Source organism: Pseudomonas sp. KU26590, from assembly GCF_026153515.1.
GTDB lineage: Bacteria > Pseudomonadota > Gammaproteobacteria > Pseudomonadales > Pseudomonadaceae > Aquipseudomonas.
On sequence record NZ_CP110644.1, the window covers coordinates 549165 to 567816 of the forward strand.

General features: G+C 55.5%; 17 protein-coding genes and 1 pseudogene. 7 read left to right on the forward strand and 11 right to left on the reverse strand.

Annotation, left to right across the window (positions count from 1 at the left end; all coding sequences use genetic code 11):
- Positions 1-9 precede the first annotated feature (9 nt).
- Positions 10-888 carry an amino acid ABC transporter permease gene (locus OKW98_RS02530; protein ID WP_265387843.1) on the reverse strand — a complete coding sequence of 293 codons (879 nt, stop codon included), beginning with the start codon at positions 886-888 and terminating at the stop codon, positions 10-12.
- Positions 889-1192: 304 nt separating this feature from the next.
- Between OKW98_RS02530 and OKW98_RS02535 the strand changes: the two genes are divergently transcribed.
- A complete protein-coding gene (locus OKW98_RS02535) occupies positions 1193-2158 on the forward strand; it encodes a LysR family transcriptional regulator (RefSeq protein WP_265387844.1) in 966 nt (321 codons plus the stop codon).
- A gap of 163 nt (positions 2159-2321) precedes the next feature.
- Here OKW98_RS02535 and OKW98_RS02540 read toward each other — a convergent pair whose 3' ends face one another.
- Positions 2322-3014, reverse strand: a complete 693-nt coding sequence (locus OKW98_RS02540) for an HAD-IA family hydrolase (RefSeq protein WP_265387845.1) — start codon at positions 3012-3014, stop codon at positions 2322-2324.
- A 215-nt stretch (positions 3015-3229) separates the two neighbouring features.
- Here OKW98_RS02540 and OKW98_RS02545 point away from each other — a divergent pair, with 215 nt between their 5' ends.
- Complete coding sequence (locus tag OKW98_RS02545) at positions 3230-4717, forward strand: YdgA family protein (protein WP_265387846.1); 1488 nt, start codon at positions 3230-3232, stop codon at positions 4715-4717.
- A 49-nt stretch (positions 4718-4766) separates the two neighbouring features.
- Here the strand turns inward: OKW98_RS02545 and OKW98_RS02550 are convergent, their stop codons facing one another.
- The 4 genes from OKW98_RS02550 to OKW98_RS02565 form a co-directional block, all read right to left on the reverse strand.
- Positions 4767-5897 carry a mechanosensitive ion channel family protein gene (locus OKW98_RS02550; RefSeq protein WP_265387847.1) on the reverse strand — a complete coding sequence of 377 codons (1131 nt, stop codon included), beginning with the start codon at positions 5895-5897 and terminating at the stop codon, positions 4767-4769.
- A 305-nt stretch (positions 5898-6202) separates the two neighbouring features.
- A complete protein-coding gene (locus OKW98_RS02555; protein ID WP_265387848.1) occupies positions 6203-6628 on the reverse strand; it encodes a DUF2628 domain-containing protein in 426 nt (141 codons plus the stop codon).
- A gap of 244 nt (positions 6629-6872) precedes the next feature.
- A complete protein-coding gene (locus tag OKW98_RS02560; RefSeq protein WP_265387849.1) occupies positions 6873-8027 on the reverse strand; it encodes an epoxide hydrolase family protein in 1155 nt (384 codons plus the stop codon).
- Positions 8024-8944, reverse strand: coding sequence for an NmrA family NAD(P)-binding protein (locus OKW98_RS02565; protein ID WP_265387850.1), 921 nt, complete (start codon positions 8942-8944; stop codon positions 8024-8026). The genes OKW98_RS02560 and OKW98_RS02565 overlap by 4 nt, the downstream gene beginning before the upstream one ends.
- Before the next feature lie 112 nt (positions 8945-9056).
- Here OKW98_RS02565 and OKW98_RS02570 point away from each other — a divergent pair, with 112 nt between their 5' ends.
- On the forward strand, positions 9057-9683 hold the full coding sequence (locus tag OKW98_RS02570; RefSeq protein WP_265389631.1) for a TetR/AcrR family transcriptional regulator: 627 nt from the start codon (positions 9057-9059) through the stop codon (positions 9681-9683).
- A 291-nt stretch (positions 9684-9974) separates the two neighbouring features.
- Here OKW98_RS02570 and OKW98_RS02575 read toward each other — a convergent pair whose 3' ends face one another.
- Positions 9975-10142, reverse strand: a complete 168-nt coding sequence (locus tag OKW98_RS02575) for a hypothetical protein (protein ID WP_265387851.1) — start codon at positions 10140-10142, stop codon at positions 9975-9977.
- A gap of 119 nt (positions 10143-10261) precedes the next feature.
- Between OKW98_RS02575 and OKW98_RS27395 the strand changes: the two are divergent.
- Both OKW98_RS27395 and OKW98_RS27400 read left to right on the forward strand, forming a co-directional pair.
- Positions 10262-11287 (forward strand): annotated as a pseudogene (locus OKW98_RS27395) (methyl-accepting chemotaxis protein); the annotation flags it as partial.
- 141 nt (positions 11288-11428) lie between these two features.
- On the forward strand, positions 11429-12142 hold the full coding sequence (locus tag OKW98_RS27400) for a methyl-accepting chemotaxis protein (RefSeq protein WP_416148413.1): 714 nt from the start codon (positions 11429-11431) through the stop codon (positions 12140-12142).
- Between the two features lie 57 nt (positions 12143-12199).
- On the opposite strand, the gene OKW98_RS02585 is transcribed toward OKW98_RS27400, so the two are convergent.
- From OKW98_RS02585 to OKW98_RS02595, 3 genes are all read right to left on the reverse strand, one after another.
- Positions 12200-12352 (reverse strand): hypothetical protein, encoded by a 153-nt coding sequence (locus OKW98_RS02585; RefSeq protein ID WP_265387853.1) that lies wholly within the window; start codon positions 12350-12352, stop codon positions 12200-12202.
- Between the two features lie 3 nt (positions 12353-12355).
- Positions 12356-12616 carry a hypothetical protein gene (locus tag OKW98_RS02590; RefSeq protein ID WP_108120981.1) on the reverse strand — a complete coding sequence of 87 codons (261 nt, stop codon included), beginning with the start codon at positions 12614-12616 and terminating at the stop codon, positions 12356-12358.
- Positions 12617-12811: 195 nt separating this feature from the next.
- The gene (locus tag OKW98_RS02595) at positions 12812-13252 is read right to left on the reverse strand and encodes a DUF3592 domain-containing protein (RefSeq protein ID WP_265387854.1); all 441 of its coding nucleotides are present in this window, start codon (positions 13250-13252) and stop codon (positions 12812-12814) included.
- Between the two features lie 109 nt (positions 13253-13361).
- Here OKW98_RS02595 and OKW98_RS02600 point away from each other — a divergent pair, with 109 nt between their 5' ends.
- On the forward strand, positions 13362-13520 hold the full coding sequence (locus tag OKW98_RS02600) for a hypothetical protein (RefSeq protein WP_265387855.1): 159 nt from the start codon (positions 13362-13364) through the stop codon (positions 13518-13520).
- A gap of 503 nt (positions 13521-14023) precedes the next feature.
- Here the strand turns inward: OKW98_RS02600 and OKW98_RS02605 are convergent.
- Positions 14024-16132, reverse strand: coding sequence for a P-loop ATPase, Sll1717 family (locus OKW98_RS02605; protein WP_265387856.1), 2109 nt, complete (start codon positions 16130-16132; stop codon positions 14024-14026).
- 713 nt (positions 16133-16845) lie between these two features.
- On the opposite strand from OKW98_RS02605, the gene OKW98_RS02610 reads away from it, so the two are divergent.
- Positions 16846-17823 (forward strand): IS5 family transposase, encoded by a 978-nt coding sequence (locus tag OKW98_RS02610; RefSeq protein ID WP_265385849.1) that lies wholly within the window; start codon positions 16846-16848, stop codon positions 17821-17823.
- Positions 17824-18652 lie beyond the last annotated feature (829 nt).

An 18652-nucleotide genomic window follows, 5' to 3' on the forward strand; every position in this document is an offset into this window, starting at 1 on the left:
GGGCCTGACTTAAGAGCGCTTGCCGGCGCCGCGGGCAAAACGCAGCTCCAGCCGGCTTTGGCCGAACGACAGGACAGTCACCACCGCCAGGTACCAGATCCCCGCGACGATCAGCAGCTCCATGACCCGGGCGTTGGCGTAGTAGATGTTCTGCGCGTTGTGCAGCAATTCGGAATACTGGATGACGCTGGCAAGGCTGGTCATCTTCACCATGCTGATGAATTCGTTGCCGACCGGGGGGATGATCACGCGCATGGCCTGGGGCAGGATCACCCGACGCAGCGCCTGCAGGCGCGGCATGCCGATGGACTTGGCGGCCTCGTACTGACCGGTGTCCACGGACAACAAACCTGCGCGCACAACCTCAGCGGTGTACGCGCCCTGATTGATGCTCAGGCCCAGCAGCGCGGCAACGAAGGGCGTCATCAGGCTGACCGTGTCGATCTCGAACACGCCGGGAATGCCGATCACCGGGAAGATAAGCGCCAGGTTAAACCACAGCAGCAACTGCAAAATCAGCGGCGTGCCGCGAAACAGCCAGGTGTAGGTGATCGCGACGTAACGCAAAATCGGGTTCGACGACATGCGCATGATGGCCGTGATTACGCCGATCACCACCCCGAGGATCATCGCCAGAATCGACATGATGATGGTGTTCAGCAGCCCCCACAGAATGGCCTGGGAGGTCAGGAACTGGCCGATATAACTCCACTCGATCTGTCCGTTGGCAAACGCGCGGGCCAGGCCGGCGAGGGCAATGATGATCAGGGTCGCGAAAAAAATGCGCCCGTAATAGCGGCGAGGGACGTGTTCGTACTGGGTGATGTCGAACGCGTTTTCGGTCTTCCTGCGCTCGGCTTGCAGCTGCTCCGCCTGATTCTGATTCATGTGTCTCTCCGAAGCTGTATGCAGACCGCGCCTGCCTGACCTGCTCAATCGTCCCAGCCTTTGTGCGCCGACGAGGGCCCGACGATTGCAAAAAGGATTCGTCCTGGACAGAGGGCAGTTACGAGGTGAAAGTCCTGATCAAAGTGTCAGGTTAATTAAAGTTGGATCCGCTTCCGACCTATAAGGCGGAGTACCGCGTGCGCGGTTGCCAATCAGGTTTTTCTGTGTTCATTATTATCAACCGGGCACGTTTTTGTTGTGAGTCAGAGCCTGTTGAATCCAATAGGCGAGGTCAATAAGCATTATGGAAACTCCACTTTCCAATTCTGGAAACGTGCCGCCTAAACCGGGAATACGCCCCCCTCTTACTCTCAGCGGAATGGACTTCAAGCTGTTACGGGTGTTTCAGGCCGTGGTGGAGGCCGGTGGCTTCAGCGCCGCCCAGAACGAGCTGAATGTGGGCCTTGCAGCCATCAGCAAGCAGATTTCGGACCTTGAAATCCGTATCGGCATGCGCCTCTGCACACGAGGGCGGGAAGGGTTTCATCTGACCGAAGAAGGTAAGCTCGTCTATCAGGCGGCTATCGAATTGTTCGTATCGGTGGACAGTTTTCGCGACCGGATTAGTTCTGCGCAGAATGAGTTGATTGGCGATTTGAGTATTGGCGTAATTGATAACACTCTGACCGATAAAAGTTCGCCGCTCATTGCCGCACTCAGACTAATGCACGATGAAGCGCCCAAAGTCAGACTGCGTCTGCAAGCGTCCCAACTGGATGAAGTCGAGCGTGCAATGGTTGAAGGGCGCGTGAGTCTTGGCATCGTGCCGGTGTATCAGCGGCGCGAAGAGTTTGATTATTTCGAGTTGTACGAAGAGACCTCCCACGCATATTGCGCAGTGGGGCATCCGCTGTTCGAGGCGGCTGACAGCGCCATGAGCATCGACAGCCTGCGCGCCTTCGACATCGTGAATCATCGGTATGCAATCCATCGCGACAAGGCGAGCTTCGTCAACTCCGACAGCCAGTGCGCCTCCGCCTCCCAGGTTGAAGCGGTCGCCATGATGATACTGACCGGGCGCTTCATCGGCTTTCTCCCCGAACACTACACGCGCAATCTGATCCGCGACGGCCAACTCCGCGCCCTGCGCCCCGACCTGATCTTTCTACACACGCCCGTCAACCTCATCCTGAGACACAACGCCCCACGAAGCCCGCTGGTCAAGGCATTCGCTCGGGCGTTGGGGGTGGATTTGAGGATGGGGGTGTAGGGTAAATTTCACGCGATTGCCGCGAACGTGAGCCCGGTGGCGTGCAGCAAACACCCTCCCTGTGGGAGTGAGCTTGCTCGCGAAGGCGCCTTTTGAGCGCCGGCGACCTAGCGGATGTGGCAGCCTCATTGCGAGCAAGCGCGGTCCTGCACCTACAGCATGATCAGCGGGCAAAGCCCGGCAAACCCCAATCTTCCAGCGGAAACTCGGTCAGCGAACCCAATATCAGGTCGGCGTGGGCGTACTGCTCGATCGGCATGTGCGAGTCCGGCACGGCCACGGCGTACATCCCTGCGGTCTTGGCAGCAGTGACGCCGAAAGGCGAGTCTTCAAACACCACACAGTCCTTCGGGTCCACGCCCAAGTGGCGCGCTGCAGCCAGAAAGATATCCGGTGCAGGCTTGGCCGCCGTGACTTCGGCGTGATCCGCTGTCACCACGTCTTTAAACAGCTCGAACCAGGCGCGGTGACTGCTCGTTTTCACGTGGAAATAGTGGAGGGAGGAACTGGTGCCCACCGCAATCGGGATGTTGTGCTCGGCGAGGTGACGCACCAGTGCCTCGGCGCCACGCATCGGCACGGCGTGCGGGAAGCGCTCGTCCAGCATCGGCTGGCGAACCGTCAGGAACTCTTCGGGTGACATCGGCAGCTCGAGGGCGCTGATCACGTACTCAGCGAAATCCTGGGAGCCGCGGCCAATGGAATGCTGCTTTACGGCCCAGTCGAACGTCTTGCCGTGCCACTTGGCGATGGTGTCGGTCACTTCGGTGTAGATGCCTTCGGTGTCCAGCAGCAGGCCGTCCATGTCGAAGATCACCGCCTTGACCGGCCCCTTTGGCTTTTGCACTTCGCTCATCTCATCGATCCCGTTAGCAAATTGGCGTCCAGCCTAACGCTTCGGCGAACGTCGTGGCTAGGCGCAACGGCTGCAAAACGCTCTCGCCAAGTGCTAATCTCGCCGGGCTCTCGGCAGCGCAAGGTGCTGCTCGGCCGCTTTGTGTGGCGCCGAAACCCTCCGGGGTCAAGGAAGGCAATACCTCTCTTCAAGAACGGACATCTTCGAGTCGACACATGAAAAAATCAGTCAACATCGCCGTAGGCGTCATTGTGGTTGCGGGCGTCCTCATCACCGCTGGCGCCTGGTACACCGGAAAACGGCTGGAAGGCGCGCTCAGCGACGCCATCCAGCAAGGCAATCAGCAGCTTCAGGCCGCCTTCGTCGGGCATGAAGGCAAGGCGAGCGTTGAACTGCTGTCGCTGGACCGTCACTTCTTCACCAGCACCGCGCACTACAAGCTGAATTTCCAGGACCCCAAGTTCAATGAAGGCAAGCCGGTCGAACTGCTGTTTGTCGACAACATCGAGCACGGGCCATTGCCGTGGAGCCGCGTGAAGTCGCTGCAACTGCTGCCGGTCATGGCCGCCAGCAACATGCAGATCGAGAAGAACGCCTTCTCCGAAAAATGGTTTGCCATGACTAATGGCCAGCCGCCGCTGACCGGGCACTTCAGCATGGGCTACGACCGCGCCGCATTGGGGCGTGTTGAGTTGCTGCCGTTTGAATTTACCGATCAGACCGGCGCGTTCAAGTTTTCCGGCTTCACCCTGAATGCCTCGGGCTCGGGTGATGGTCAGAAGCTTGAGGCTAACGGCGTGCTGGGCAGCGTCGACGTCACGGCAACTTCCGAAGAAGGCCCGGTGCACCTGACGCTCAAGGACTTCACCTTCAACACCGGTGGCACCAAGGGCAAATCGGGTTTCTACCTGGGCCATACAGACGCGAAACTCGCCTCGGCAACGTTCCAGGCAGCGGGCCAGCCGGCCATTCAGCTCAAGGACTTCGTCAACACCAGCCTGATGCAGGAAGTGGAAGGCAACCTGAATGCTCAGGTGACCTACGACATCGGCAACATCAGCTTCAATGGCAACGACATCGGCGCCATGCAGATGCTCTGGAAGTTCGGCAATTTCGACATTGCTTCAACCCAGGCACTGATGAAGATCTATCAGGAGAAAGTGCAGCCTCAAGCCCAGGCCGCCGCGGCGATGGGTGAAACCTACACGCCGCATTTGAGCCCGGCTGATCAGGCCCTGGTACAGGCCGAAGTCAGCAAGCTGCTGAGCGCCAAACCGCACATCGAGCTGGAAAAGTTTTCGCTGAAAACCGCCAGTGGCGAGAGCCAGTTCAACCTGTCGATGGACTTGGGCAACCCCTCGGCGCTCGATCAGCCGGGTGCGGAATTGCTCAAGCAGTTGCTCACTCAGCTGGACGCCAAACTGGTGCTCTCCAAGCCGATGATCAAGGACCTGGCCGCACTGCGCGCCAAGTCTGCCGGTCTGACCGACCCCGCCGCCATCGCGCAACAGGCGCAGGCAGCAGCAGAGTCTGTTGGCGGCATGGCGGTCATGTTGCAAATGGGCAAGGTCGATGGCGACAACGTCGTGTCCAGCCTGCATTACGCCAACGATGTGGTGGACTTCAACGGCGTGAAAATGTCGGGGCAACAATTTGCCGCAATGATGATGGGCAAGTTTGTGATGTTCAGCGGCGGGCAGTGAGTCTGGTCCGGCCACCACTCGGGTGGCCGGGCAACACGCTTACCTGTCTTCAGACTGGCGGCTGACGCGCGATTTCCGTGGGCGCTTCGTGGCCTTCGCGTTCCGGCTGAACGGTGCGCGAAGACATCTCCGCACGCAGTTGCGGCAGGCACTGCGGATATTGTCGGGCAACGAAACTGATCAAGCGCTCGCGCATGTGGCATCGCGCATCCCAACTGCGCGATGAGTCCGCCGAGCTCAACAACACCCGCAATTGCATCGCCTTGTCGGTGGTGTCCGTGACCTGCAGCACGCAGACGCGGCCATCCCACAGGTGCGGGATTTCCTTGCAGATTCGCTCCGCTTCCTCGCGTAACTCCTCCAGCGGCAGCGCGTAATCCACCCATAGAAACACCGAGCCGATCAGGCTCGATGTGCTGCGTGTCCAGTTCTGGAAGGGCTTCTCGATGAAGTACTGCAACGGAATCACCATCCGCCGCTCATCCCAGATCTTCAGCACCACGTACGTGCCGCTGATCTCCTCAATGCGACCCCACTCGCCCTCAACGATCACCACGTCATCCAGGCGAATCGGCTGAGATATCGCGATCTGCAGGCCTGCGATCAAATTGCCCAGTACCGGCTTGGCGGCAAAACCGGCGGCAAGACCCGCGAGCCCTGCCGATGCCAGCAGGCTGGTGCCAATCTGTCGCACCGGCGGGAAGCTCATCAGAATCAGCCCTGTGCCGAACAGCAGCACCAGCACATTCAGGCAGCGCACCAGCACCCGCACTTGCGTCTGGATGCGGCGGGCTTGCAGGTTGTCTTCGATGTCCAGCGGGTTGCGGATCGCGACCGCTTCGCCAATGGCCTTCACGCAGCTCAACGCCAGCCAGGTGAACCCGGCTACTACCAGCATGCCGTTCAAATGCCTGACGCCCTTGATCAACATCAGATCATCAGGCGCAGACGTCCAGACGGTTTGCAGGGCCAGCAGCGGGATCAGCCACAACGTCGGTGGTTCGGCGCGATGAAGCAGTTGCTGGGCGAAGACGAACGACTTGGCGACGCGGCGGAGCAAGACCAGCGCAATCCAGCGTCCCAACAGCGCGATGCCAATGGCGACGGCGGCGGCCACGAGGGTGTTGAGCCAAGGCAACGGCAGGGCGTTAAGCCAGGCTTGCGGAAGTACGTGTTCCATAGAGGGGGTCACCAACAGGACGGTTCAAAGGCAAGAGGTGTGAGCTCCCTCGGTGCTCAATGTTCCCTGATCAACCCGCCGCCGCTGAAATCGTGACGGGCTGGGGTCAGCGAGCCAGAGCGTCCGACACGTTTACTACAAGTCGAATGGTCTGGCCAGTTCGGGCTAGTGACCGGGCGATGCCTGACTGTCTGGCTCATGCTGAAGCGGCCATGGCATCGCGTGCGCGCGACACCATGGTAAGGCTTGTTTTTCACACACGCTGAGGCAATGAAAGTGACGACGCTCTGTGGTCCGTCTTAGTCTTACCAGCGGAGGCCTTTGAACGGGTTCCAGCTTTGTTCGCCTTTGATTTCCTTGAGGTAGTAGGCGTAGTTTGTGGTCCATGCATACAGGGTATTTATGACGAAACCCTCAGCCATGTCCACCTGTTTGGCATAGGCAAAGTTGGTTGCGGAATAGAAGATTTCCGACACGACACTGACGGCCAGCAAAATGCCGATCAGCGTCAGGTTTTTCTTCCACAAGCCCAGGACGAACAGGTAAATCGGGCCGAAGAAAAACGCGATGATGTTCGCGTTGATCTTGATCCTCTGCCGGAGAGGCAGCTTCAGCCATGCGGGCTTGAACGTCGGTGAATTCGGCCCGCCATGCTCGTCAAAAAATGCGAAACGTTGCTGCCATTTCTCGCTGTAGCCGTCACGGCTTTGTACCTGATCTGTCGTGCTCATTTGAGATCTCCTTATGGTCCTTGAGTGGTGTTTTTCTTCCCGGATGCCCTGGGTGTTGCTTGTTGTTATGGGTTGCTGACTCCTCGAAGTTCTTGAAGGGCGGCGAAACGCTCCATCGCGCGTCGCTGCAGCCTCATAAGTAGGAATATTCCTACAGGTGGGGGATTTTTTCTCATATTTTTTACAGGTGCAAGAGCGTCCAGATGCCCGCCAGGCGTGACCCCCGCTGAAGCCCGCGAAGCCGTTAACGCAGCAGGCGGAAGGTCTCACGCACATGCTCGGTGAGCGTTGCCGGGTTTTCCATGGCAGCGAAGTGGCCGCCGTGCTCGGCCTCAGCGAAGAACCGCAGGTCGTCGAAACGCGCCTCTGCCCAGCGCCGTGAGAGGCGAAGCAGTTCGCCCGGAAACATGCTCACGCCCGCAGGGATAGGTAAGGCGGGAGCAGGGCCTTGCTGCTGCATTGCGCGCATCCCTTCCCAATAGAAACGGACCGAGCTGGGTCCCGCATTAGGCAGCCAATACAGCATGATGTCGTCGATCAGCGCATCGAGCTCGATGACCCGCTCGGGCTCTCCACCGCTGTCGGAAGCATCCTGGAACAGCGCATAAACCCACGCCGCCAGGCCAACGGGCGAATCCGCCAGGGCGAAGCCTATCGACTGCGGCCGGGTGCTTTGCACCTTCATGTAACCGGACAGCTCTCGCTCATAGCGTTGCGCATCGGCCAACATGCGCTGCTCTTCAGGGGTGGCCTGCGCGATTTCATCTTCGGTGGGTTGGTACATCACCATGTTCAGGTGAATGCCGATCAGGCCAGGCGGGCGCATGTGCCCAAGGGCGGTTGTCACGGCCGCGCCCCAGTCGCCACCTTGGGCGGCCCAGCGCTGGCCATATCCCAAGCGGTCCATCAATTGCGCCCAGGCCGCAGCGGTTTTACCCACGCCCCAGCCCGGCGAACGTGGCTTATCACTGAAACCAAAACCCGGAAGCGCCGGGATCACCAGATGGAACGCATCGCTGGCCTCGCCGCCATGGGCGGTCGGGTCGGTGAGGGGACCAATCATCGCCCTGAACTCCAGAATGGAGCCTGGCCAGCCGTGGGTCATCAGCAAGGGCAGGGCGTCAGGGTGAGGCGAGCGTATGTGAAGAAAGTGAATGCCAAGGCCATCGATCTCGGTCCGGCTGCTGTTCCACTGGTTCAGTTGGGTCTCGGTGGCCCGCCAGTCATAGCCATTACGCCAGCGCTCGACCAGCGCGCGCAGGCGCTCAAGCCTGGGTCCCTGACTGTTGTCGGATACCGTCTCGGGGTCAGGCCAGCGGGTTTGCGCCAGGCGCTGTGCCAGGTCGTCGAGTTGCGTCTGGGGGATATGAAGGGGGAAGGACTCGATAGGTTGGCTCATGGGTTGATCCCTTGCACATGGGTACGGGCCAATGTGTCACGGACGGATGCCCACTCACATTGGCCATAGCGGTCGTTGTCCAGGTTGAGCAGCTTGCCGCGCCCACTCATCATGTCTCGTAGATATTGCATCCCTTGCCAGGCGGGGAAAGGCTTTTCACTGGCAGGCGTAAGGGCGCGCACCATGGCGATAAGGGCGGACAGCGTGCCGATATTCCCGGGGCGCAGGGTGCGGTAGTGCTGCCCGGTCAGCTCGGTGAGGATGTTGGCAATCTGCGCAGGCGACACACTGTTGCCGGCAATGCGCAGGAAACGCGGCGTGTTGTGATCAAGCGCGGCATCGGCGGTAAAGGCCGCTACGTCGTCCTTGGCCGTGAAGTCCAGTAGCTGTTGCGCATCACCGAAATGCAGCACCCGGCGTCCGGGGAGCACGATGGGCGCGTCGCCTTCGAGCAGCTCCAGAAAGCCACCGTTGAGGACAGAGGTGACGGCGATGTCGGCTGTATCGAGCTGGGTGGCGAAGCGCCGGCGAAGGTCCAGGTTGCGGTTGTCGCCAGGGCGGGTATGGGTGTAGTCGAGCGAATAATCCGAGGGAATGAACCGGGGCACACCAGCCGCTACTGCCGCCTCCAACAGCCTGCCTTGCTGTTTGATGATCACGTCTTCCAGGCCGTTGAGCGTGGACACCACGCAACCCGCGCCGGCAATGGCACGGCGCAGGCCCGGAGCGTCATCCAATGAAACGGGCGTGATCGCAATGCCGCTGTTACGCACGCCCGCCAGCCGGGCGTGTTCAGTGCCTGGCCGAACCAGCGCTATGACATGGGCGCCGCGCTCAACCAGCGCCCGGACTACGCGGTGGCCCAAGTCTCCTGTGGCGCCAGCAACCACAATGGGTAAAGCAGTCGTGTGAGCCACAAAGCGCCTTCCTGGTCGGATTGAAAGAGTAAAACGGCGAGGGACTATGCCGATTTAACTGAACGTTACCGTTTAGTTGACGCGCAAACAAGAGGTATGTAAGTTGCCGGCCATGACGTTGATCACGACCAAATCCAAAGGTGGCAGGCCCAGGCAAAGCCAGGCGGGCGAGGCCGAGCGTCGATTGCTGGATGCCGCGCTTCAGCGCTTTTTGGCCAATGGCGTCGAAGGCACCTCATGCGAAGACATCGCCCGGGCGGCCGGCGCCAGCAAAGCCACTCTCTATGCGCGCTATGCCAATAAAGAGGCTTTGTTCGAAGCCGTGGTGCGGCGCCACGTCGCCACCTTGTTGGTGCCTGCCGAGACGATTCCCGCGCTCCCGCTCGAAGGCCGCCTGAGGCATGTGGGCCAAGGCATCCTCGAACATGCGTTGCAACCCGATACCCTGGCCATGATGCGCCTGGTGATAGCGACTTCCAGTCGGACCCCGCTGCTGGCGGCCGAAGTGAACCGCATCGGGTGGGAAGGCGGGTTCACCAGAGTGCGTTCGGCCATTCTGGCAGGCCCGGACCAACCCCCCGATCCTGATGCACTGGCCCTTCAATTTATCGATCTGGTGTTCGCGCCCCATCAGCTCAGAGCGCTGTTGGGAGGAGACCGGGAGCAGTTGATCCAAGGCATTCCCGAGCGAGTGGAATGGGGCTTGAAGCTGGTTCACGCCGCCGGTTTGTTGAATTGAGTCATTGGGCTTCTAACGGTTGGCCAAGCAATGGTTCTGAACGGAAGAAACCTCGCGGGAGTTAAGGGTCATTAACTAAAGGCGACCATTGTTTGAGCTGATTTGTTCAACGCTTACCGCACTAAATATTTAAACTCGACGTTGTTCTGTGATGAGCGGTACCTACACTTAATGAAAAGAGTAAGTGCCGTTCGTGTTGGGCTTTAACCTGTCCCATCCACCGATGGGAACGCTCCCTGACTGGTTCGCCCAGAAAGGCCCGGCCCTGCCGCTCCTGGCTTGGGCCAGGCATCAGCCCAAACCGCCGCAGCCCAAGTGGATCCCAAGCCAGCGGTCAACGCAACCGTTCATCGGGCGCACAAAAAAATGGCAAATGAGTTGAACTTTTTTATCTGAGATAGTTATCGGCGATAAAAATTGATTATCAGGTCCATAGCGAATGAAAAAGCGTCTTTTCATTAAAGTTTCGTTAGGCGTGGCCGAAGTTTAAAGCTGTAGGAATGGCATGGAGTGGCCCTCGCCTATGTGAATACCTATAACTTTCAGAGGGTGCCATGCTAAAGAATATATTGATCAATATGACTGTCAGGTCGAAGCTCGTACTCGGCTTCTCCCTGGTGATCATTTTTACTGTCCTGATCGCTTTCACGGGTTGGACAGGAATCTCCTCACTGAGCGAGCGAAGTGAACGCGTCTCTGACATCGCGAAGCTCACCACACTGACGCGGGACATGCGCATCGCGCGGCTGGTCTACGCCCAGAATTCTGATGACGCCAATGCTGCCACCTGGCTTAAAGCCTACGACAATCTCGACGGTCATTTGGCGTATCTTCGCGAAATACTGGATTCCGAGCTCAATATTCCCCATGTAAAAACCGCATCCGCCGCGATGACTGCCTACAAAGGTTTTTACAACGACATCATCAATGCGACCCACGCTCGCGAAGCCAGTCGAGTCGTATTTGGCAGCAATGGCGACGATGCAGCGGCGGCGCTGCAACGCCTTGACGCCTTCGCCAGTTCGCCTGAGGGCACGTCCGAGCAGCGAGATGCAATCAGGCAAGCGCTGACACTTTTTCAGAAAATGCGATTTGACGTGCGTGGGTACACGTTCACGCTGAAGCCTGACGCGCAGCAGGTGGCGGTGGCCTCAATCGCCGCGGCCTTGAGCAACACCCAATCCCTGCAAGCCGCTGGATTTCAACCGGACGCTATCAAAGTTCTCCAGGCTTCACTGACTAAATACCAGGCTGCCATCGCTCAGTTCGCACAAGCACAGGCTGCGATTGACCAAGGACAGGCAGGTATCACTAAAAACATCGAAGTCCTGCTGGCTTCCGCCGATCAGTTGGCAAAAAACCAGGTTTCGCTGCGTATCGAGGACGTCGGTCAAGCCAACAAGATGTTGATCATATGGCTCAGTATCGCGCTCATCATCAGCGCATTGGCTGCATGGATCATTACCCGCGTCATCGTCGGGCCGCTTCGCGAGGCACTGCAGTTGGCTGATCGGGTAGCAAACGGTGATCTGACCTACAGCGAAGTCACGACAAGGCGAGACGAGCTTGGTCTGCTGCAAACCAGCATGCAAAGAATGACCTCAAACCTGCGGCAATTGATGGGTGGCTTGCGTGACAGCGTCACTCAGATCGCGAGCGCTGCCGAACAGTTGTCGGCAGTCACCGAGCAGACCAGCGCAGGGGTCAACAGTCAGCGAACCGAAACCGACCAAGTTGCAACAGCCATGAACCAAATGGCTGCCACTGTTCAGGAAGTGGCGAGAAACGCAGAGCAGGCGTCAGATGCTGCGGTCAGCGCCTCCAAAGAGGCCCGCGATGGCGATGCAGTTGTCGCCAAGGCCGTGCTCCAGATTGAAAAACTCGCGACAGAAGTCGGCTATTCGAAGACCGCGATGGATGAGCTCAAGCAAGAGAGCAACAAGATCGGCGGCGTGCTTGATGTGATCAAGGCCGTTGCCGAGCAAACCAACTTGCTGGCGCTCAACGCTGCCATCGAAGCCGCACGCGCTGGCGAAGCCGGACGAGGTTTTGCGGTTGTCGCAGATGAGGTGAGAAGCTTGGCGCAGCGCACCCAGGCGTCGACCGAAGAAATTGCGACATTGATTGGTGGTTTGCACACCCGAACCGCTCAGGTTGCGGCCACACTGGAAAACAGTCGTGTACTGACTGACAACAGCGTGGAGCTGGCGCGTGATGCAGGGGCTTCGATCGGCAACATCAGCCGCTCAATTTCCACTATTGAGTCGATGAACCAGCAAATCGCCGCCTCTGCCGAAGAGCAAAGTGCCGTGGCTGAAGAGATCAACCGCAGTGTTCTCAGCGTAAGGGACATCTCCGAACAGACAGCCTCCGCCAGTGAACAAACAGCAGCGTCAAGCGTTGAGCTGGCGCGTTTGGGTGTGCATCTGCAGGGGTTGGTTAGCAAGTTTGTTGTGTAACAACCAAGGGAGGCAGGTGTAGGGCCGTCGCGTAGCCTCGGTCCGATCTTCGCTGACTCAGCGGATGCCTAGCATGTTTTTCAGGCGCTGCAGAAAGGCTCCGCAAGCGCTGCTTTCTTCACCGAAGCGCTGCTCTTCGGTGCGCAATCCGCGCTCGCTGTAGAAGATCGACCAACCCCCGCCATGTGCCCCATAAAGTAACGCCAGCACGCGTTACACCTTACTCAACAGCTTGCTGAGCTGAGTCAGCAGTTTCAGCCACTGATCGTATGACACGCCCACAATGAAGTAATCGCCCAGCCATTTCACATGGCATCGGCTGATCAACTGCTTGGCAGCGTCCTGTCGCTCGCCCATTGATGCGGTCTCGTTGAGCACGGCATCGGTCAGTTGGCTGACTTCATCGGCTTCTTTCTGAAAAGACGATTGCGTCAGGTGATCGCAAATCAAATCGCTTGATGTCCGTATGTTCATAGTCGCGTCGTTGCGAAACCGAAGCAGATGCCTGCGCCTCCGTAGCCAAAGCTCTCCTCTTTGCCATCGGGTGCCTTAAGGGTGATTGACCGCCCACCTGATACCAAGCCAACACTGAGCCCGCCGCTACTCCCTGTAAGGTACCTCCAAGTGCTGACATTGACCGGCAGGGGAATGATCGATTGAGTCATCGTTTCAACGTCCTTTTAACGGCGGTACGGCAGGTTGCTTCCTGCCACTGGAAAACTCAGACCTACAGCCCCAGATAAACGCCAGGCCCATGATCCCCAGCATCACTGGAGTGCCCCATAACGCGCCTCGGTCTTCAATGACAGCCGTCATCTCGGGGTCTTCGGCAAGGTAGAGCACCTGAACCGGTTGCCCGACTTCATAACCAGAAATCATCCCACCCTGTGGGTACGAGATGACTTGGTTGTCAGCACTGGTGAATTCGATTTCGGGGTGCGAACCGCCCGCGTTTAGCTTGGTCACTACGCCAGGCGCATGCTGCGCCTGAGGCAAAAATTCGTAACGCCAGTAAGCCATAGAACCGGCAATGGCAAGCAGGACCATACCGGCCAGGCCAAAAATCACGCTTCTTATCAGGTAGGTGTAGGGGTTGGAAGGATTACTCATGTCTTTATTCAGTCGTCCTTGAAGAGTGTCTGAGAGTTAATCAGCCGACAGTCCAGCGAAGGCAACGGGTGCAACAACGGCCTTGATAATTCCCGGCACCGGCGACGTCATGCCCATCCACGGGGCGGCCTTGCTGCTGGGCAAGCGTGCAGGTGTGGTGGTGCGGCGGATTGGGGGTATGCAAGGGCGGTGGGATGAACTTGCGTGGTGCACCCACGACGACAAAACCATTGCATTGTTTCTCCCTGTTCCCCAGGCGGGCGCCTGAGAAAAAGCTGAATTTCCATATACTGGCGTGACCTTGTTCAAGGTGGATGACGCCAAGCGGATTTATACAGGTTTCCGTATTTCAGGCGCCAGAAAATTCAAAACAAGGTCACCGGCTGTGGCCGGTAAATGTCTGATGTTGAGACCCGTATCACTGTGCTTGCACCAACGCCTGAAAGCATCTGCACCATTTCCGAGTACGCGCCTTTGTGCTTCAGTGCGACTTAGGAGATGCGGCGATAATGAGTTGATGAAAGGCGGTGCCTACAGCCTCGACGCGGGAGACAAAGATGCCTCGGTCGATGGGGGTACGACTTTCAGGACTAGAACAGGTATGGGGAGTAACGCTGACCCCCTGCGACGCAAGGGGTAGAAGATGGTGCACCTGACGGGATTCGAACTAGATCTTAGGATTGCTGATTTAAAGGCCTTAACCGGTGTTGGATTTGAGGGATACACCTAGGGATACCCCCCCTCCAAATTTTTGTGAGAAATCCCAAAGTGTCATTTCCCCGATTTTTTACGAACATTTGAGCTTTTAATATTCAGGTAGTTTAGCTCGTACTTATTTAGCAGTGTCCACATTTGTTTATCAATTGCGTCGTGCTTCTCCGGACTCCGAAGTTTTTGCAAAAGCTTGCACAAGAATTTTCCAGGTAGCTTTATGATAAGTGCGCCGTGAGAGTGGTGCATTTCTTTTGTCCAGTCTAGGTCTTTGCCCGCAGTTAGATTTTCATCGTGGTCTCGATTTATTATAAATCCCAGCTTCCCGTAACTCCCTGTAAGATACGACTGTAATTGTCTGTACTCGTTAGGGCCTAGCTCCATGTAATTTTTCGCATCAAATACAATGTGTCGAACACGATAGTCTTTATAAATTCTCGCCCAGAAATCTGATTTTTCGCTGTTTGATCCAATTATATCTCTGCGCTGTACCGCAGCACCATTTGGATGCGGCTCTAAATTTGTTAAATGAGCCGCAAAAATTATTTTAAGTGCTTCTAGGCACCAAGCTTCAAAATCTCTGTCCCCCTCCCTTCCCAAAGGTATTTGGTCGAGTCTAGATACTATTTGGCCTATCCTAGAGTTGCGAATTTTGGGGTTTTCCGATTCAACCTTGATGTCGTATTCATCGTTTATCTCTTCAGCCTCATCTGGTTCGAGTGCATTGCGCTTCAGATTTAGGCCCAACCAATAGCAGGGATGGATTAATACGGTATCGCTATTCTCAAATCCTTTATCCGGTGTTCGCCCATCGTGGCAGAAAGAAAAGGAGGATGTGTTGCTATCATGAATTCCGATAAATCCGATGCTATACAGCGATTGAAGCAATCCGGCGGGCCTTAATAGCCTAGCCTCTGCGAGTGCTGCTTGATTTCCATTTTGTTCGATGTCAGTAATTGCCTGCTCTATATTATTAACGGCGAGATATGTCGTCAGTTCTGGTTCATTATTTTTAAAAGAGTTTATTATAGGTTGGATCGATGGGAATATTTTTTGGTACTCTTTGAAAAGATCTTCGAGTCGAGCTACGGAGATCGACTTGGCTGCATGCTCAAGATCGCTGATTATCGCCGTAGATCTGTCATGCCTGAATGCGCAGAAAAAAGCCTCATTCAGCAGTGATAACAAGTCACGTGGTCGGTAGAGGGTGAATTGAAGGCATTTTTTAAAGCCCTCTCGGCCCTGTAGTTCCCCAGCAGTACAGCGATCCCATACACGCTGCTCTTTTTCCATTTCCAGACCAAATGAAACCTTCATCCGGGTAGCCGCTAATTGAAGTAATTGGGCCCAGTCCCAATGCAGTCTTATTACTTGTCCTTCAATGTTTCTCGAGTAATCGGGGTCTTCGGATGTTAGTGACCTATATATGTTGTCTCTCAGGAATATAATTGGTCTAAAGAGCTCGGACTTTTGGTTTAGTTCAATGGCCGCATATGCTAGCCCTGCAATAATCCCAATGCCAATAGTGTCGGATTCATAACCCTCGTCAAGTCGATCCATTAATATTACAACTCGACGGTCTGCTCTTGCGAAAAGTTTCGTTACTCGTTCTTCAATGGCTGTGAGGTCTAAGTTAAGTGGCAAGTCTCCAATGGCTTCTTCCGGGTTTTCGGAAGACAGATATTTTTTAGCCACACTCCTGCATCTATTAATTATGTTTCCCTTTGCTTCGTTCCATCTTTTGAGGTGCTCTATAAGGAGCTCATCACGCTCAACGTGGGTTCGCAGTTTATAGTTATTGGCAATGCTATTAGCCATTTCCATCATGATCGAATAGCGCCAGAGAAGTTTTGTAGCTGCTCTGGCAAGTATGAAGCTTTCTGCAAATGGCTTTAAAACGGAGCGAAAGCCAATAATGTCTGAGTCTTCAGGAGAGAAAGACAGGGTTATAACTTTTTTGTCTCTTTCCCAGTGTTGTCTCAGCTGTAGGAAGAGAGCGCTTTTTCCCGTTCCCCTCCGGCCTACAACGACTGTTCTGTCATCCGACTCGAGTAGCGTCCGGAAATCTGCTGTTTCTACGAATGCATCGTTCAGCATTTTTAAGTCATTTTCGGCAGTCTTATCTCCGAGCGGGTTTGTTTTCGTTATTGGCGCTTTGGTAGTAGACATATTTTTGCATCCTGCGTTGCTACTGGATATTAATCCACTAGGTTGATGTTTCTTAGTCACTACTGCTTTTTTACTCAATTTTTAGTGATCCAGAGAACAATCATCAAGCCCTCCCAAGCCCCTTTGAGCCGTCCCAAGCCTAGATGTATGAGACAAGCAATATAGCTAGGTCAAGAACGTTGTGCACGTGGCGGTGTGCCGTTCTGAAAATCTACCTACCTGCAGGATTTTGCAGGGGAGGCTTCGCTTCTTTGGATGCCTGCGCAGCCCAGCAAGGCCGCCTGCTTGAAACCGTGAAGGTAATGCAGAAAAAGCGACCTGTTTAGACCGCAGGTGTGGTGGGGGACAATGGCGCGCGCCAGGAGAAAACTGCTGGCGCGCTTCGATAGGACGCTGTTATTGCGAAACCCTTTCAGCCTTCCATTTGCTGTTGCGAGAGGCGGCAATTTTATGATGCCGTAGCCGACGTGCGGCGGGCCATGGTGCACAATCTGACCCAGCTGCTTTCTTGCATGCGGAACGTCGCTTGCCGCTTTGGGTTATGGCACTGAAGTGGCTACCCCTTTGCATCTGACTTTACGAGTCGTTTGCATCGAATTTGACCGGCTCGATTTGCAAGCCTGGTCGGCTGAAAATAACCTAAGGAAACTCTGAAAAAGACTTCCAAATCTGGTGAAATACGCCAGTCCCAAGCACTGAACGGTTGAGTCCCGATGAAGCAGATGTCCTTCGCTGACGCCGAATACGCTGGCAAACGCAAACAAACCCGCCGTGAACGCTTCCTGATCGAGATGGATCAGGTCGTGCCCTGGAATGGCTTGGTCAAACTGATCGAGCCGCACTATCCAACGGGAGAAGGTGGTCGTCCGGCATACCCGTTGATGGCGATGTTGCGGGTTCATCTGATGCAGAACTGGTTCGGTTATAGCGACCCAGCTATGGAAGAATCGCTGTACGAAACTACGATTCTGCGCCAGTTTGCCGGGCTGCATCTGGATCGGATTCCAGACGAAACCACGATCCTCAACTTCCGCAGATTGCTCGAAAAACATGAGCTGGCCGGTGGGATTTTGCAGGTCATCAATGGCTATTTGGGCGACCGTGGTTTGTTGTTGCGCCAAGGCACCGTGGTCGATGCGACGATCATTCATGCGCCGAGTTCGACCAAGAACAAGGACGGCAAACGCGACCCTGAAATGCATCAAACCAAGAAGGGAAATCAATACTATTTCGGGATGAAATCGCACATCGGTGTCGATGCCGAATCCGGTTTGGTGCATAGCGTAGTGGGCACTGCGGCGAATGTGGCGGACGTAACCCAGGTCGATCAGTTACTGCACGGAGAAGAAACTTACGTCTCTGGCGATGCCGGTTACACCGGCGTCGAAAAGCGCCCCGAGCATCAAGATCGCCAAATGATCTGGTCGATTGCTGCGCGGCCCAGCAGCTATAAAAAGCATGCAAAGAAGAGTCTGATCGGGCGCATGCGTCGCAAAATCGAATACGCGAAAGCTCAACTGCGCGCCAAGGTTGAGCATCCGTTTCGAGTAATCAAGCGCCAGTTTGGTTATACGAAAGTACGCTTCCGAGGCCTGCTGAAAAACACTGCGCAGCAGACCACGCTGTTTGCTCTGTCGAACCTGTGGATGATGCGAAAACGATTACTCAATGCAGGAGAGGTACGCCTTTAATGCGGAAAATGAGTGCTGAAAAGCGCTTGTACGCAGAAAAAAGCGGGGATTGAGAGAGCAAAAGGTCTAATTTTCGATTGAGTCGACATTTTTTGAGCCTCAAGCAACGGGGCTGTTAAAAACGCGTGCCTACTTCAGACCTTCCCTAAAGCTGCACTTGGCGAAAAGCTCCTCACAGCTTCAACCGGAGCACGATCTGAGCTGGACGTTATTGAGCTTCCAGCCCCTCCCCAAAAAATGATAATTAACATTCGATTCTATTCATCCGTTCCGCTATCTTCTAGATAGCAATTGAGCTGCTCACACATATATAGAGTCGATGCAGGTGCGGTGAGCCGCCAGAAAACAATCGTAGATAGGTAGCCTATAGGAAGAGGTTAAGCTTTGGAGCAGAGTGAAAAGATCTACAGAACTACAGCTAAGAGTAGCCGAAAATATCTGAAAAGACTTACGGACTATATCGATGCGCTAGTAAAGGGTGGGAGATTGTTGGAGGCCAAGTATTTCTTTTTAGAGCTGTGCCAGCTGGGGCCTGATCATCCAAAAACGATACGACTCGGTTATACGATAGCGATCGCAACTTTTGATAATGATTGGGTTTATAAATACGATAAACTTTTAACCAGCTCTACAAAAGATAGTAGTGAAGTGTACTGGTACCGTTTGCGCTATTATCATTCACAAAATAACATCAAGGCCTGCGAAAATACATGCTGCGAGTTGCTTAACGGTCAATTAAGTACTGATCGACTGTCAACTATTATTGAGGTTTGTATGGTGCGAAGAAGCTACATCATAGCTCTGTCGCTAGCAAAGTACCTATCAAAAA